This is a genomic window from Hungatella hominis, assembly GCF_014288005.1.
Classification (GTDB): domain Bacteria; phylum Bacillota; class Clostridia; order Lachnospirales; family Lachnospiraceae; genus Hungatella; species Hungatella effluvii.
In genome coordinates, this window is the sequence record NZ_JACOPB010000001.1 from 424,950 (window position 1) to 438,467 (window position 13,518).

The following is a 13,518-nucleotide window of genomic DNA, read 5'->3' on the forward strand; positions in this document are numbered from 1 at the left end:
ATTAATACATAAACCGAAGGAAGAAATTAATTCAAAAATAAAAAAGAAGAGGAGAACAGCGATGAAATTTTTTGTTGACACAGCGAAAGTGGAGGATATCAGAAAGGCAAATGATATGGGAGTTATCTGTGGAGTAACCACAAACCCATCTCTGATTGCAAAAGAAGGAAGAGACTTTAACGAGGTTATCAGAGAGATCGCTTCCATCGTAGACGGACCGATCAGCGGCGAAGTGAAGGCTACCACGACAGACGCAGAAGGCATGATTAAAGAGGGACGTGAGATTGCTGCGATCCATCCGAACATGGTAGTTAAAATCCCGATGACAGTAGAAGGCTTAAAGGCCGTTAAGGTGCTGACCGCGGAAGGCATTAAGACAAACGTAACGCTCGTATTCAGCGCGAACCAGGCACTGCTGGCAGCCAGAGCCGGTGCGACCTATGTATCTCCATTCTTAGGACGTCTCGATGATATTTCCATGCCAGGCATCGATTTAATCGAAACCATTGCAGAAATGTTCAATGTGGCGGGAATCACAACTGAGATCATCGCAGCAAGTGTCCGCAATCCGATCCATGTCATTGACTGTGCCCTTGCCGGAGCCGATATCGCCACCGTTCCTTACAGCGTAATTGAGCAGATGACAAAGCATCCGCTGACAGATCAGGGAATCGCAAAATTCCAGGCTGATTATAAGGCAGTATTCGGAGAGTAAGAGGAGGACACGGGATTGAGCGACTATCTGGAACTAGAAAAAACAGCCAATGAGATACGAAAAGGCATCGTGACGGCGGTTCACAGCGCAAAGTCCGGCCATCCGGGCGGATCACTGTCGGCAGCGGACTTATTTACCTGGCTCTATTATAAAGAAATGAACATCGATCCGGAACAGCCTTTAAAGGACGACCGTGACCGTTTTGTATTATCGAAGGGCCATGTGGCGCCCGGATACTACTCCACACTGGCACACCGTGGATTCTTTCCGGTAGAGGATTTGAAGACACTGCGTCATACCGGTTCCTATTTACAGGGACATCCGGACAGAAAGCATATTCCAGGCGTGGATATGTCCAGTGGTTCTCTGGGACAGGGAATCTCCGCCGCGGTCGGTATGGCACTCTCTGCGAAACTGCAGAAGAAAGATTACCGTGTTTATACACTTCTTGGCGACGGGGAGATCGAGGAAGGACAGGTTTGGGAAGCTGCTATGTTCGCAGGTCACAGAAAGCTGGATAATCTGGTTGTGATTGTGGATAACAACGGACTCCAGATCGACGGCCCGGTGGATGAGGTTTGCTCCCCCTATCCGATTGACAAGAAATTTGAGGCATTTAATTTCCACGTAATCTGCATTGACGGCCATGACTTTGCCCAGATCGAGCAGGCATTTGCAGAGGCAAGAAATACAAAGGGAATGCCGACCGCCATTATCGCAAAAACCTTAAAGGGCAAGGGAGTTTCCTTCATGGAAGGAGCTGTAGCCTGGCATGGTGCGGCTCCAAACGACGAGCAGTATCAGGTGGCAATGGCAGATTTGGAGAAAGCAGGTGAAGCGTTATGCCAGAGATGAAAGAACAATCTGTAAAGAAGATCGCTACGAGAGAAAGCTATGGCAGCGCTCTTGCGGAGCTGGGAAAGCTTAACGACAAAATCGTGGTCCTGGATGCCGATCTGGCAGCCGCGACAAAGACGGGAGTTTTCAAGAAGGTATTTCCGGAACGCCATATCGACTGTGGTATTGCAGAATGCAACATGATGGGCATTGCCGCCGGCCTTGCTGCAACAGGCATGGTTCCATTTGCAAGCACCTTCGCCATGTTCGCAGCCGGCAGAGCGTTCGAACAGGTTAGAAACTCCATCGGATACCCGCATTTAAATGTAAAGATTGGTGCGACTCATGCAGGAATCTCCGTCGGTGAGGACGGCGCGACACATCAGTGCAACGAGGACATCGCTCTGATGAGAACGATCCCCGGCATGGTAGTGATCTGCCCGGCCGATGACGTGGAAGCGAGAGCCGCCGTTAAGGCCGCGGCCGAGTATGAGGGCCCGGTTTATATGAGGTTCGGCCGTCTGGCTGTGCCGGTGATCAATGATAATCCGGAGTATGAATTTAAGATCGGAAAGGGCGTAGTCTTAAAAGAAGGCAGCGACTTGACCATCGTGGCTACCGGTCTGGAAGTTGGCCACGCACTGGAAGCTGCAAAGCTTCTGGCCGCAGACGGAATTGACGCCGAAGTGATCAACATTCATACCATTAAGCCTTTGGACGAAGAGCTTATCATTAAATCCGCGAAGAAAACTGGACGCGTGGTGACTGTGGAAGAGCATTCCGTCATAGGCGGACTTGGAAGCGCTGTTTGCGACGCCCTGTCGGAGAATGCTCCGGTACCGGTCTTTAAGATTGGCGTCCGTGACGTATTCGGTGAGTCTGGCCCGGCTGCGGAGCTGATTCATAAGTATGAATTGGATGCAGAGGGAATATATAAGCAGATTAAAAGTAAGTGGTATTAATAGAAACAGAAGCAGGAGCAGTAATAGGAAATGAGCAGCAGGCCGTGATATGGAAGAGTTGGTTCCCGTATCACGGCTTTTTTGCGTGAAAGGAGAGTGAAGATTTTACGCAAAAACGATTAAGCAAGACGGCTTTTTCTGTATCGTAGATCAAGTTCATAGATTTGTAAGAAATTATAAAACGGTATGCAAGTCAGAAAGTTAAGGAAATAGTCATTGACATTTTTAGAAATCCGTTTTATAGTATCCATAGAATAAAGAGGGCGTACAGTCCTTTATGAGCAAAGGAGTGGTTGTTATGTTGGCAAACGGAATGAAAAGGGTGAAAACAAGATAATGATAGAATAGACAGGGACTGGCGTATAATAGCTTTATTTTGCTGCGCACGGCTTGTTGTCGTGTTTTTTTTGTACCATTTTTCGGGATTCCGGGGAAATGGGACGTATGGCCCTGTCGGCTCATAAAGGAGATTATGATTTGGAAAGAGAAAATTGCATATTGATCAGCAACGGTAAAAACTGGATTGAACAGGCGGCGGTCGACCAGCTTCATGGAGTCGCGAATCTGCCGGGAGTGGTGAGGACGGTAGGGCTGCCGGATCTGCATCCGGGAAAGACTCCAGTAGGAATGGCGGTGTTAAGCAGGGAGCGGTTCTATCCCCATTTAATCGGCAACGATATCGGATGCGGGATGAGTCTGTTTTCCACAGGTGTGAAGCAGAAGAAATTCCGTATGGATAAATGGGAATCGAGGCTTAATCAGGTTCGGGAGCTGAGCGATATTCCGTGCGATAACCCTTATGAAGAAGTTTGCCCCATCAGGGATTTGGGAACCATCGGCACAGGAAACCATTTTGCAGAGTTTCAGTGTCTGGAACACGTTTACAGAGAAGAGGAGGCCAATCGCCTGGGACTGCTTCATGGGCGCCTTATGTTACTGATCCACAGCGGTTCCCGGGGATATGGGCAGGAGATTTTAAACCGGTATTATTCGCCGGAAGGACTGGCGGAAGGCTCGAAGGAGGCGGAGGACTATTTGAAGGAACACGACTCGGCGATTCTGTGGGCCGGAAGGAATCGCATAGTGACTGCGGAAAAGCTGCTGGCATGGCTGGGTGTGGAGAGGGAGGTAACTCCGCTTTTGGAGAGCTGTCATAACTATCTGGAACGGACGGAGGATGGCTGGCTTCACCGGAAGGGAAGTGTATCGACGAAGCAGGGAGCCGTGGTTATTCCGGGATCCAGGGGAAGTCTGACCTATGTATGTGTACCGGCGGCGGACACGTCCGTTTCCCTGGACTCTGTGTCCCATGGCGCGGGCAGAAAATGGGCCAGAAGTATCTGCAGGAGCAGAATTGACCAGAAATACGACAGGGATTCCATCAGGAGCACAAAGCTCAAGAGCCGCGTAGTCTGCCATGATACCAATTTACTGTTTGCCGAGGCGCCGGAGGCCTATAAAAATGTGGAGCAGGTGATTGCTTCCCTTGAGGATTACGGACTGATTACTGTTGTTGCGACGCTGCGGCCGCTTATTACATTTAAGGGTTAGGGGGCTGCGCATGAGAATACAGATAAGTTCCGGCCAGGGGCCGGCAGAATGTGAACTGGCGGCAGGCCTGCTCTATGAGGAATTAAAGAAGGAGGCTTCCGATATCCGGCTGATTTCCTTCACGCAGGGAAAGAAACGGGAGGGATTTTCCTCGATTGTGTTTGAGACAGAACACGATTTTACCGGCCTGGAGGGCAGTGTACTGTGGATTTGCAGGAGTCCGTACCGTCCGGAGCATAAACGGAAGAACTGGTATGTGGATGTGAGTATTTTAGAGGCGGTGCCGCGGGTGACAGAGGAGAAACTGGTCCGTTTTGAGACCTTTCGAAGCGGCGGAAAAGGCGGCCAGAATGTGAATAAGGTGGAGACTGGTGTCCGTGCCATCCACATTCCTACAGGAACCGCAGTGGTATCCACGGAGGCCCGGAGCCAGCATATGAATAAACAGATTTCATTGAACCGCCTGTGCGAAATTCTGGCGGAAATGAACATGGAGAGCGGACGAAGGGAAAGGAACCTGGCCTGGATGGAACATGCCAGACTGGAGCGTGGAAATCCGGTTCGGGTATATGAGGGAAGATCGTTCCGGCTTAAGACTGAGAAAAATGGGGGATAAGACAGATGGAACAGGAGACAAGATGCGGCTGGTGCCTGATTAATGAACCGATGATCCAGTATCATGACAGCGAATGGGGCGTACCGTCTCATGACGACGGAAAGCATTTTGAGTTTATGCTTATGGAGGTCATGCAGTGCGGGCTTAACTGGAACATGATGATACAGAAGAGGGAAATATTCAGGAAATGCTTCTATGGCTATGATTTTAAGCGGATTGCAGAGTTTGGCGAGGAGGAGATCGCTGAAATCCTTCTCGTCCCCGGCATGATCCGTTCCAGAAGAAAAATCATGGCAGTCATAGACAATGCCAGACAATTTATGAAGGTGGAGGAGGAGTTTGGCAGCTTCGACCGGTATCTTTGGGGCTTTACGGATTATAAGACGTACGTTTACCGCAGGCACCAGGAGGGCGAGGCGGAAGCGAGGAACGAATTATCGGATCAGGTGAGCGCGGATTTGAAAAAGCGGGGCTTTAAGTATATGGGATCCATCACGGTATTTTCTCATCTGCAGGCCTGCGGCATCATCAATGACCACCATCCGGATTGTTTTAGGTATGAAGCGCTTCTGAAAGAGACGGAATGGGAGTATCGGTAAGAGAGACGGCAGAAGGGCTTTTGAGATGCAGACCGATAGAAGGAATAAAAAATGAAAAGCGAGGTGCTGGAATGGCAAAAAAGGAAACTGTAACACAGGGAGACTTATTTGAAGTACTTGATATGATAGAACAGCTGGGAATCCGTTACTGGCTGGATGGCGGCTGGGGCGTGGACGCGCTTGTTGGCAGGCAGACGAGAGAACACAGGGATGTGGACATCGATTTCGATGCCGCATGCACCGAGAAATTACGGCAGAAGCTGGAAGAAAAAGGGTATAAAGTAGTAACAGACTGGACTCCTGTCCGTATAGAGCTGTACCATCCCCAATTGAGCTATATCGACATTCACCCATTCGTCGTAAATGAAGACGGAACAGCAAAACAGGCTGACTTAGAAGGAGGATGGTATGAATTTGAGGCCGATTATTTTGGCAGTGCCGTTTTGGACGGAAGAGAGATACCGTGCATCTCAGTGAAGGGGCAAAAGATTTTTCATACCGGCTATGAGCCGCGGGAAGTGGATAAACATGATATGAAAAACATTGAAGAACTGATGGGCGGCGTTTCGTAAAGCGGGCTTGATGCAGGAATTTAAAAGATAAAAAACAGCAGGGAGCGACAATATCGATCGTCGCTCGCCTGCTGCTTCGTTATGATGCAGATGTACGGCACAACGTACAAAATGCACTACACCTCAGGAAAACACCTGAAGATAATCAAATTACCGTCAGGATCCCGGTTTTTACCGGGAAACCAGTCCCCTCTCTTCGTTTTCCAGAAATTCCTTAGTCCGGCTCCAGTAACGGATGCCCCAGTTTTCAAAATTCCATTCTTCCATATAATCGTTGCACTCATAATCAATATAATACAGTGCGTCGTTCTGTACCACAAAATTGGCAGGAAAATAATCGATATTCGTGTTTGCCGGGTAGAGCCTGCCGCACATATCCTCGATCTGGCGGAAATAATCCGGCTTCACCTGATCGCAAAGAACCAGATCGTAGATGGTATTTCCTTCTATGTACTCCTTCAAAATCCGTTCATTTTCCCGATCGACATCGTACAGTTCCGGAATCAGGATTCCGATATCGAGAAGCCTTTTGCAATCTCGCAGCTCCGATTCCAGCTTGTCGCCGAACTGGTAATAGTCGCAGGGCTCGTGATGAATCTGCTTTAATACGAAGGAACGGGCGCCGTCTGTGACGAGATAGGAGTAGCCGCCTTTTCCCTTTCCAAGGAGGCGGATAACCCGGTATTCCTTCTGATTGACTGTCAATGTCTCAGGCATGCCACCGTCTTCCAGCTTCTCGATGAAGTGGACCGGATACTTGTTCCAGTATTTTTTGTAGACGCGGTTCTGGTCTCCGTCAAAATTAAGCTGGTACATCCGAAATATCACCAGAATATCTTTGGGCTGCCACTGTTCCTCATAAGAGTACTGATAGATCATGCCGATCTTCTCCATGACCCGGCCGCTTCCCGGATTCTCACGGTCATGAGTGGCGGTAATGTAGGGTAAATCTGTGGTTTTTAGTTTCCGGATCAGCGCCCGGCCGGCTTCGGTCATGATTCCCATCTTCCAGAACTCTTTTTTCAGACCGTATCCCAGGTCGTGGCTGTCGTCATCGCTGACGTTGATATATCCGATGGGGATATCATCTGTTTTGAGACAGACCGCGTAGTGGTAACCGCTGGGCTGCTCGTAAGTACTTAAATAGTGTTCTTTGAGATACTGCCCGGCCTCCTCCAGCGATGTCAGCGGGAACATGGGCAGAAAATGATTGACTTCGGGATCGCTGAGTATGGCGAACAGCGCATCGGCGTCACGATCTGTAAATCGGCGCAGCCGCAGGCGTTCGGTTTCAATGACAGGAGTATTATCCATGTGTGTCTCCTTTTTCTGTTGTTTTTTGTATTCGTGTAAGGGTCAATTTTTCTTTACCCCGTTTTAATGCCCTAATGCTTAATGCCCCCAGAGATTCTGCGCCACCTGCACGGCAGATTTATCTGCGATTTCCGCGATCTTTTCTTTTGACTCTTTCATGCCGTTGTTGATCCAGCAGCGCAGGACTCCGGTCAGGCCGAAGGTGATGAACTCGATGAAATAGGTGAGTGTCACATCGTCGATTTCGGGATACTGTTTCTTGAAAACGGCGGTTCCGTTGTCAGAAATGAGCTGGTGGAAGCGGTTGACGAAATCACTGGACGCACTGTTTTCAAACAGAATTCTGGCAATTTTTACGTTTTCTTCAATATATTGTATAACAGGCAGCAGGATGGGCATCAGCGATCCGTTCTTTGAACTGCACAGGAAATTATCTATCATATCCTGGAAATCAGCCAGTACGTCGGATTCCATCTTCTGCAGCAGATCGTAAGTATCGGTGTAATGATTGTAGAAGGTTCCCCTGTTTAGATCAGCCCGTTCCGTGATGTCCTTGACGGAAATATTTTTAAAATCTCTCTCGGTCATCAGCTCAATCAGGCTGTCTTTTAACATTTTCTGGGTCCTGCGGATTCTCCGGTCCTCTTTCTGTGATTCCATATTCTTCTCCTCACAATCCTGTTTAAAAACAAAATTTATCAGTTTCGATTGATATTAAACACAAATGCAAATAAGTGATGCTTAACGTACAAAGCAGCGAATCGTTGCTTATTGAAATATACCAACAAGTGAATTATAATACACATGTGTTCAAAAGTCAATGATTGTACAATAATCAAAAGGTGGGCAATAATGAAAAGAAACAGCGATATTTTCAATCAGGTGATTCGGTTTATTGTGTATCACGGGAAGATCATTGAGAAGGTTTTCCTGGTAACCACGATTCTCTGTGCCATTTGTTTTCCGTTTGTAGGGGTGAATTATGATCTGAGCAAATATCTGCCGGATTTTGCACCGACCAAACAGGCGCTGGATGTGATGGAAGCGGAGTTTGGTTATCCCGGTATGGCGCGGATCATGGTTAAGGACGTATCTTTACAGGAGGCGAAACGCATCCGGGAAGAGATATCCGCGGTCGATGGGGTGGATCTGGTACTGGGTTCCGACGTCTCGACCGACGTCTATATGGGAGCGCCGTTCCTTAATGAAAGCATGACGGAGTTCATCGGCGTCGATCTGCTGGCAATCGATGATTACTATAAAGATGGGAATGCCCTGATGGACATCGTCTTTGAAGATAAAGACGGAGAACCGCGCACCAATACGGCCATCGAGGAGATCTACCGGATCGTCGGAAAGGACCGGGGCTGTTTTGCAGGAAGCGCAGTGTCCAGCAAGGAGCGTGAGGCCTCGATTACCAGGGAGATCACCATGGCGATTGCCATGTCAATCGTTATCATATGGCTGATCCTGACACTGACGACCACGTCGTGGATGGAGCCGTTCCTCTTTATCTTCGTAATGATCGTGGCGATCGTTTTGAATATGGGATCGAACATCGTCTTCGGAACGATATCCTTCTTTACCTTCTCCACGGCGGCTATTCTGCAGCTGGCGGTGTCGATGGACTACTCCATTTTCCTGCTGCATACCTTTACGGCCCAGAAAAACAGGGGCATGGAGATCCATGAGGCCATGGTGGAGGCGATCAGGGAATCCTGCAGTTCCATTCTCGCCAGCGGAGCGACGACGATCGTGGGATTCATCGTCATTGCATTTATGCGTTTTACCATTGGTAAGGACGTCGGATTCGTCCTGGCAAAGGGTATCATATGCAGCCTTCTTACCGTACTTCTGCTGATGCCGACGCTTATTCTCCGGTTTGACGACAAGATCGTGAAGACGGCGCATAAGCCGCTTATTGCCTCATTTGATGGATTTGCACGGGCCATGTACAAGATCCGGGTTCCGGTGTTCCTGTTAGCGGCCCTGTTAGCGGTTCCCTGTTATTTCGGCCAGAGTATGAATAAGTTCCTGTACGGCGACGACGCCATCGGCGCGGGGCCGGGAACGCGGGTCTATGAGGACACGCAGGAGATTAACAGCCTGTTTAAAAAGTCCAATATGACAATCTGTATCGTGCCGAACGGTTCCAGTGTGACGGAAAAAGAACTGGCGGAGGAACTGGAGAATCTGGATTTCGTCAACTATGTGATTTCCATGTCGGGCACCATGCCGAACGGGATTCCGGAAAGCTTTCTTCCCGAGGATTTAACCAGCCAGCTTCGCAATGAGGATTACGCCAGAATGCTGATCTCCATGGATACGCTGCAGGAGAGTGACTATGCCTTCGAGTGCAGTGCCAGACTGGAGGAGGTCGTACATAAGCATTATCCCGAGCATTCCTACGTAATTGGAATGACGCCTACAACCATTGATATCAGGGATATTCTGACGGAAGATTATAATAATGTATCGCTGCTGTCTCTGGCCGGTGTGGCGCTGGTAGTATTCATTACCTTCCGGTCGATCCTGGTTCCGATCCTCGTGATCGTACCCATCGAAGTTGCCATCTATTTAAATATGACGCTGCCCTACGTGATGGGGGACAGCATGATCTATATCGGCTACATTATCGTCAGCTGCCTGCAGCTGGGGGCCACCATCGATTACTCGATTTTGATGACAAACAACTATCTGGCATTTCGTAAGGAAAAAGGCCGCCGGGAGGCTGCGGTCGCCGCTGTCAACAAGAGCACGCTGTCTATCATGACATCGGGCGGTATTTTGATGGTGGTTGGCTATCTTTTGTACTTTACTTCGTCCATACAGGCGATCTCCCAGGTAGGGCGTCTGGTAGGGCGCGGGGCATTTTTGAGCGTGACACTGGTTCTGTCCCTGCTTCCGGCCCTCCTGTCCGCATTTGATAAGCAGATTAAGCGGCAGCAGGAGAAAGCGGATGCGCGGAAAGAGAGAAGACGGAAACGTCTGGCGGCGGCTAAAAATCTGACGGGGGCGAGGAATGTGACGTCGAACAAGAGTGCGGTGTCGGAGAAGAACCTGGCGCTGGCGGAAGGTGTGACATCCGAGAATAGTCTGACACCAGCAGAGCGTCCGGCTCCCGCGGCAGGAAAAGGCAGTTCAGAGGAAAACATAACTCCAGCGCAGACCGGAGAGTCAGATCAGAAGGAAAAGGGAGATGACAGCCATGAGGAAGAGTAAACGGATTTCAGCGTTTGTTTTAGCAGCAGTGCTTGCATGCGGCCCGACCATGGAGGCGGGAGCGGCGGCAGACACCCCGGTCTGCGATGAGACGCTTTATATCACCATGGACCCCTATGGGGAGATAAAAGAGAGCAGTGTCGTAAAAAGCTACACCACGAATGGAAGCAGCCAGATTGTCGATTACGGCACGTACAACAGAATTACCAATATGACAGATCACGCCGAACCGGTGACGGACTCGGAGGGTAAGCTTACTTTCAACCTGGAAAATTCGGAGGATCGCTTCTATTTTGAAGGCGGCACGGATACCACCAGGGAAGAACTCCCCTGGAATATCCAGGTGAGCTACCGTTTAAACGGACTGGAGAAGAAGGCGGAAGAGCTTTACGGCGCGGCCGGTCTGGTGGAAGTGAATGTGGATCTGACACCGAATAAGCAGGTATCGGATTATTACCGCAATAACATGGTTCTCATGGCTGGAACCGTTGTGGATATGGATAAAAACCTGAGTCTGGAGGCAGAAGGCGCTCAGGTCCAATCGATGGGCAATTTAAACGCGGTTATATTTTTCGCGCTTCCGGGAGAAGAGCAGCACTACTCTATCCGAATCGGAACGAATGATTTCTCTTTCAGCGGTGTCGTGTTTACCATTGTTCCGCTGACCGCGGCCCAGCTCGATAAGGTGGGGGATTTGCGCGAGGCGAAGACGACCCTTGAGGACTCGGCGGATGCCATCAGCGGCAGCCTGGACACAGTGTTTGATGCGTTTAACAGTATGCAGAAGAGTGTGGAAGATACGGCCGACGGCCTGCGCGGACTCGATCACAGCCGCCAGCTTTTCGCAGACTCCAAAGGTAAGGTATACGCCGACGCTGACGAGGCTCTGGCTGGCCTAAATGAATTGTCCCAGCAGTTTGAACCATTTTCCGGGCATATGAAGGAGGCAGAAAAATTCCTCGATACCATGAATTCCCATGTAAATGAGCTGACCGGCCATCTCGACGACCTGTCGCCGGATCTGGAGGACATGAAGGCCACCATGCGGGATTTAAGAGATGATTTACGGGGAATCAGTTCCATGTTAAACAGTCCCCAGGTGGATCTGGGAGCACAGGCATTTCTGCAGCTGATGGAAAAGACAAAAGCAGATTTAGAGACCTTCAAACAGTCGCAGGCAAAGCTGGATGGCGGCGTGAGTGCGCTGGCGCCTGCACTTGCCGGACTGGTCGCATCGACCGGCGGGCTGAGCGGTAAAAAAGCGGAATATTTCAGTGAGGACAGCCTGGAAGATTTAATCGGCGAGATGGAGAGCGCAGGCGTGAATCTGGGAGATGAGGATGAGGTCGCTTCCTATTTAAGAAATGAGGTTGGCATGGCCACCGATGAGATCGATGCGCTCATGAGATATGCGTCTCAGGCACTATATGAGACCGCTACTGCATCCCAGCCAAACACGGGTAATATCGCCGCTGCGGTTCGCGCAATCGTCGAAGGCTTCCATGGCACTGCGGGAAACACCGGACTGATTACGGATATACAGACCATGATCGGACAGACAGAGGTCCTTTTGCAGGCAGCCGCTTCCCAGAAAGGAAATGCGGTGGGATTGCTGCAGAATACGGCGGATATGTCCCATCTGGCAGCCAGTATGTGCAACACGCTGGACGATATCATTTCCGATGCAGACAGCCTGACCAAGACGGTCAACTACTATCACGAGGATACGCTGGATACTCTGAGGGATCTGGGGAAAATGACAGACACCGCCGCCAGGAGTTTAAAATCCCTGACCGTGTTCTGCACCTCCTTTGAAAACCAGATGAAAACGGTGGGCGATTCCTTAAACGCCAGCACCCAAAAGACACTAAACGGTCTGGCAGGAACCCTGGATGGAATGGGAAACGGGCTGGATCAGACGGATGTGCTTAAAAATGCAAAGGATACAATCAAAACGCTGATCGACGATAAATGGGATGAGTATACGACAAAGGATACCACCATTTTGAATATCGATATGGACGCAAAGCCGGTATCCCTGACTTCGGAGAAGAACCCGTCCCCGCGCACCGTGCAGATCATTCTGCGCACCGGTGAAATCAAGGAAAAGGATAAGAGCACCGCTGCAGAGGTGGATGAGAGCTACCACCCGGAGGGAAATGTGTTCCACCGCATCGCCAGTATCTTTACGCGGATCTGGAATATGATTACGTCGCTGTTTCATAAATAAAGAATTGTGAGAAAAGGTTCCGGAGCTGTTAAAAGCGGCCGGGGCCTTTTCTTTATGGGATATCTAAACATCGGGCGCGATATGACATTGCATTTGACAGAGTAGTACGAAGGCATTAAAATTAATAGAATATAAAGCATATTCATATATTAACAGGAATCGCGGCAATCCTGTGTGGCTGCCCGATCGGCGGCCTCGAAGTGTATTTTTAAGGAAAACATGGAATACTACCAGTAAAAACAGGGCAAAAGGACGGGAGAATCATATGTGCGGACGATATTATGTGGATGACGAGACGGCGCGGGAGATTGAAAAATTAGTGGAAACAGTCAATGACAAGTTTCGTCTGGAGCGGCTGAGAAAGGATATTCATCCCACAGATGAGGCGCCGGTTCTGGTGGCGGGAGACCGGGAAATGAAGCTGGAATGGCAGCACTGGGGCTTTCCTAATTTTCAGGGGAAGGGCGTGATCTTTAACGCCAGGTCTGAAACGGTGCTGGAAAAGAATATGTTTCGCGAGAGCATTCTGCATCGGAGAATCATCATTCCCTGTACCTGGTTTTATGAGTGGAACCGGAAAAAAGAGAAAGTGACATTTTACCGGGAGGACGCTCCGGTGATCTTCCTGGCCGGTTTTTACAATGTGTTTGGAGACGAAAAGAGATTTACGGTTTTAACGACGGAAGCCAACCAGTCGATGGTCAGCACCCATGACCGGATGCCGCTTATCGTCGAGCCGGATCAGATGAAAGACTGGGTATTGGATGACACAAAGTTCAGCGGAATGCTGAAACAGACCCCGGTGCTGCTGGAAACGAAACAGGAATACGATCAGCAGGAACTGAAATTTCTATAGCAATTTACGGCAGAAAGAAGCATATCCTTTACAAAGAGTCTGAG

Annotated in this window: 12 protein-coding genes; 10 read left to right on the forward strand and 2 right to left on the reverse strand. The window is 49.6% G+C overall.

The genetic code is table 11. From position 1 onward, the window contains the following. Positions 1-61: 61 nt before the first annotated feature. From fsa to H8S75_RS01965, 7 genes are all read left to right on the forward strand, one after another. Positions 62-715, forward strand: a complete 654-nt coding sequence (fsa, locus tag H8S75_RS01935) for a fructose-6-phosphate aldolase (protein WP_055660720.1) — start codon at positions 62-64, stop codon at positions 713-715. A gap of 15 nt (positions 716-730) precedes the next feature. Then, complete coding sequence (locus tag H8S75_RS01940; protein ID WP_117623571.1) at positions 731-1,570, forward strand: transketolase; 840 nt, start codon at positions 731-733, stop codon at positions 1,568-1,570. After that, entirely contained in the window at positions 1,558-2,514 is a 957-nt protein-coding gene (locus tag H8S75_RS01945) for a transketolase family protein (protein ID WP_187018938.1), read from the forward strand. The genes H8S75_RS01940 and H8S75_RS01945 overlap by 13 nt, the downstream gene beginning before the upstream one ends. Before the next feature lie 477 nt (positions 2,515-2,991). Further along, positions 2,992-4,065, forward strand: a complete 1,074-nt coding sequence (locus H8S75_RS01950) for an RNA ligase RtcB family protein (protein WP_187018940.1) — start codon at positions 2,992-2,994, stop codon at positions 4,063-4,065. Between the two features lie 10 nt (positions 4,066-4,075). Beyond that, positions 4,076-4,681: a peptide chain release factor H gene (gene prfH / locus H8S75_RS01955; protein ID WP_187018941.1), complete on the forward strand. Its 606-nt coding sequence runs from the start codon at positions 4,076-4,078 to the stop codon at positions 4,679-4,681. Positions 4,682-4,686: 5 nt separating this feature from the next. Further along, complete coding sequence (locus H8S75_RS01960; RefSeq protein WP_187018943.1) at positions 4,687-5,280, forward strand: DNA-3-methyladenine glycosylase I; 594 nt, start codon at positions 4,687-4,689, stop codon at positions 5,278-5,280. Between the two features lie 71 nt (positions 5,281-5,351). Then, the gene (locus H8S75_RS01965; protein ID WP_187018945.1) at positions 5,352-5,852 is read left to right on the forward strand and encodes a nucleotidyltransferase domain-containing protein; all 501 of its coding nucleotides are present in this window, start codon (positions 5,352-5,354) and stop codon (positions 5,850-5,852) included. 171 nt (positions 5,853-6,023) lie between these two features. Here H8S75_RS01965 and H8S75_RS33250 read toward each other — a convergent pair whose 3' ends face one another. After that, positions 6,024-7,166, reverse strand: coding sequence for a GNAT family N-acetyltransferase (locus H8S75_RS33250; RefSeq protein ID WP_349768846.1), 1,143 nt, complete (start codon positions 7,164-7,166; stop codon positions 6,024-6,026). Between the two features lie 78 nt (positions 7,167-7,244). Continuing rightward, entirely contained in the window at positions 7,245-7,826 is a 582-nt protein-coding gene (locus H8S75_RS01980) for a TetR/AcrR family transcriptional regulator (RefSeq protein WP_187018946.1), read from the reverse strand. 192 nt (positions 7,827-8,018) lie between these two features. Between H8S75_RS01980 and H8S75_RS01985 the strand changes: the two genes are divergently transcribed. From H8S75_RS01985 to H8S75_RS01995, 3 genes are all read left to right on the forward strand, one after another. Beyond that, on the forward strand, positions 8,019-10,388 hold the full coding sequence (locus H8S75_RS01985) for an efflux RND transporter permease subunit (protein ID WP_187018948.1): 2,370 nt from the start codon (positions 8,019-8,021) through the stop codon (positions 10,386-10,388). After that, positions 10,375-12,618, forward strand: coding sequence for a hypothetical protein (locus H8S75_RS01990; RefSeq protein WP_243270149.1), 2,244 nt, complete (start codon positions 10,375-10,377; stop codon positions 12,616-12,618). Before H8S75_RS01985 ends, H8S75_RS01990 begins: the two co-directional genes overlap by 14 nt. A gap of 265 nt (positions 12,619-12,883) precedes the next feature. Beyond that, a complete protein-coding gene (locus H8S75_RS01995; protein ID WP_187018952.1) occupies positions 12,884-13,474 on the forward strand; it encodes an SOS response-associated peptidase in 591 nt (196 codons plus the stop codon). Positions 13,475-13,518 lie beyond the last annotated feature (44 nt).

Bases quoted from the DNA above. Each gene is read 5' to 3' on its own strand.
- H8S75_RS01990 (WP_243270149.1), top strand. From the start codon at position 10,375: ATGAGGAAGAGTAAACGGATTTCAGCGTTTGTTTTAGCAGCAGTGCTT.
- H8S75_RS33250 (WP_349768846.1), bottom strand. From the start codon at position 7,166: ATGGATAATACTCCTGTCATTGAAACCGAACGCCTGCGGCTGCGCCGA.
- fsa (WP_055660720.1), top strand. From the start codon at position 62: ATGAAATTTTTTGTTGACACAGCGAAAGTGGAGGATATCAGAAAGGCA.
- H8S75_RS01980 (WP_187018946.1), bottom strand. From the start codon at position 7,826: ATGGAATCACAGAAAGAGGACCGGAGAATCCGCAGGACCCAGAAAATG.
- H8S75_RS01965 (WP_187018945.1), top strand. From the start codon at position 5,352: ATGGCAAAAAAGGAAACTGTAACACAGGGAGACTTATTTGAAGTACTT.
- H8S75_RS01995 (WP_187018952.1), top strand. From the start codon at position 12,884: ATGTGCGGACGATATTATGTGGATGACGAGACGGCGCGGGAGATTGAA.
- H8S75_RS01945 (WP_187018938.1), top strand. From the start codon at position 1,558: ATGCCAGAGATGAAAGAACAATCTGTAAAGAAGATCGCTACGAGAGAA.
- H8S75_RS01960 (WP_187018943.1), top strand. From the start codon at position 4,687: ATGGAACAGGAGACAAGATGCGGCTGGTGCCTGATTAATGAACCGATG.
- H8S75_RS01985 (WP_187018948.1), top strand. From the start codon at position 8,019: ATGAAAAGAAACAGCGATATTTTCAATCAGGTGATTCGGTTTATTGTG.
- prfH (WP_187018941.1), top strand. From the start codon at position 4,076: ATGAGAATACAGATAAGTTCCGGCCAGGGGCCGGCAGAATGTGAACTG.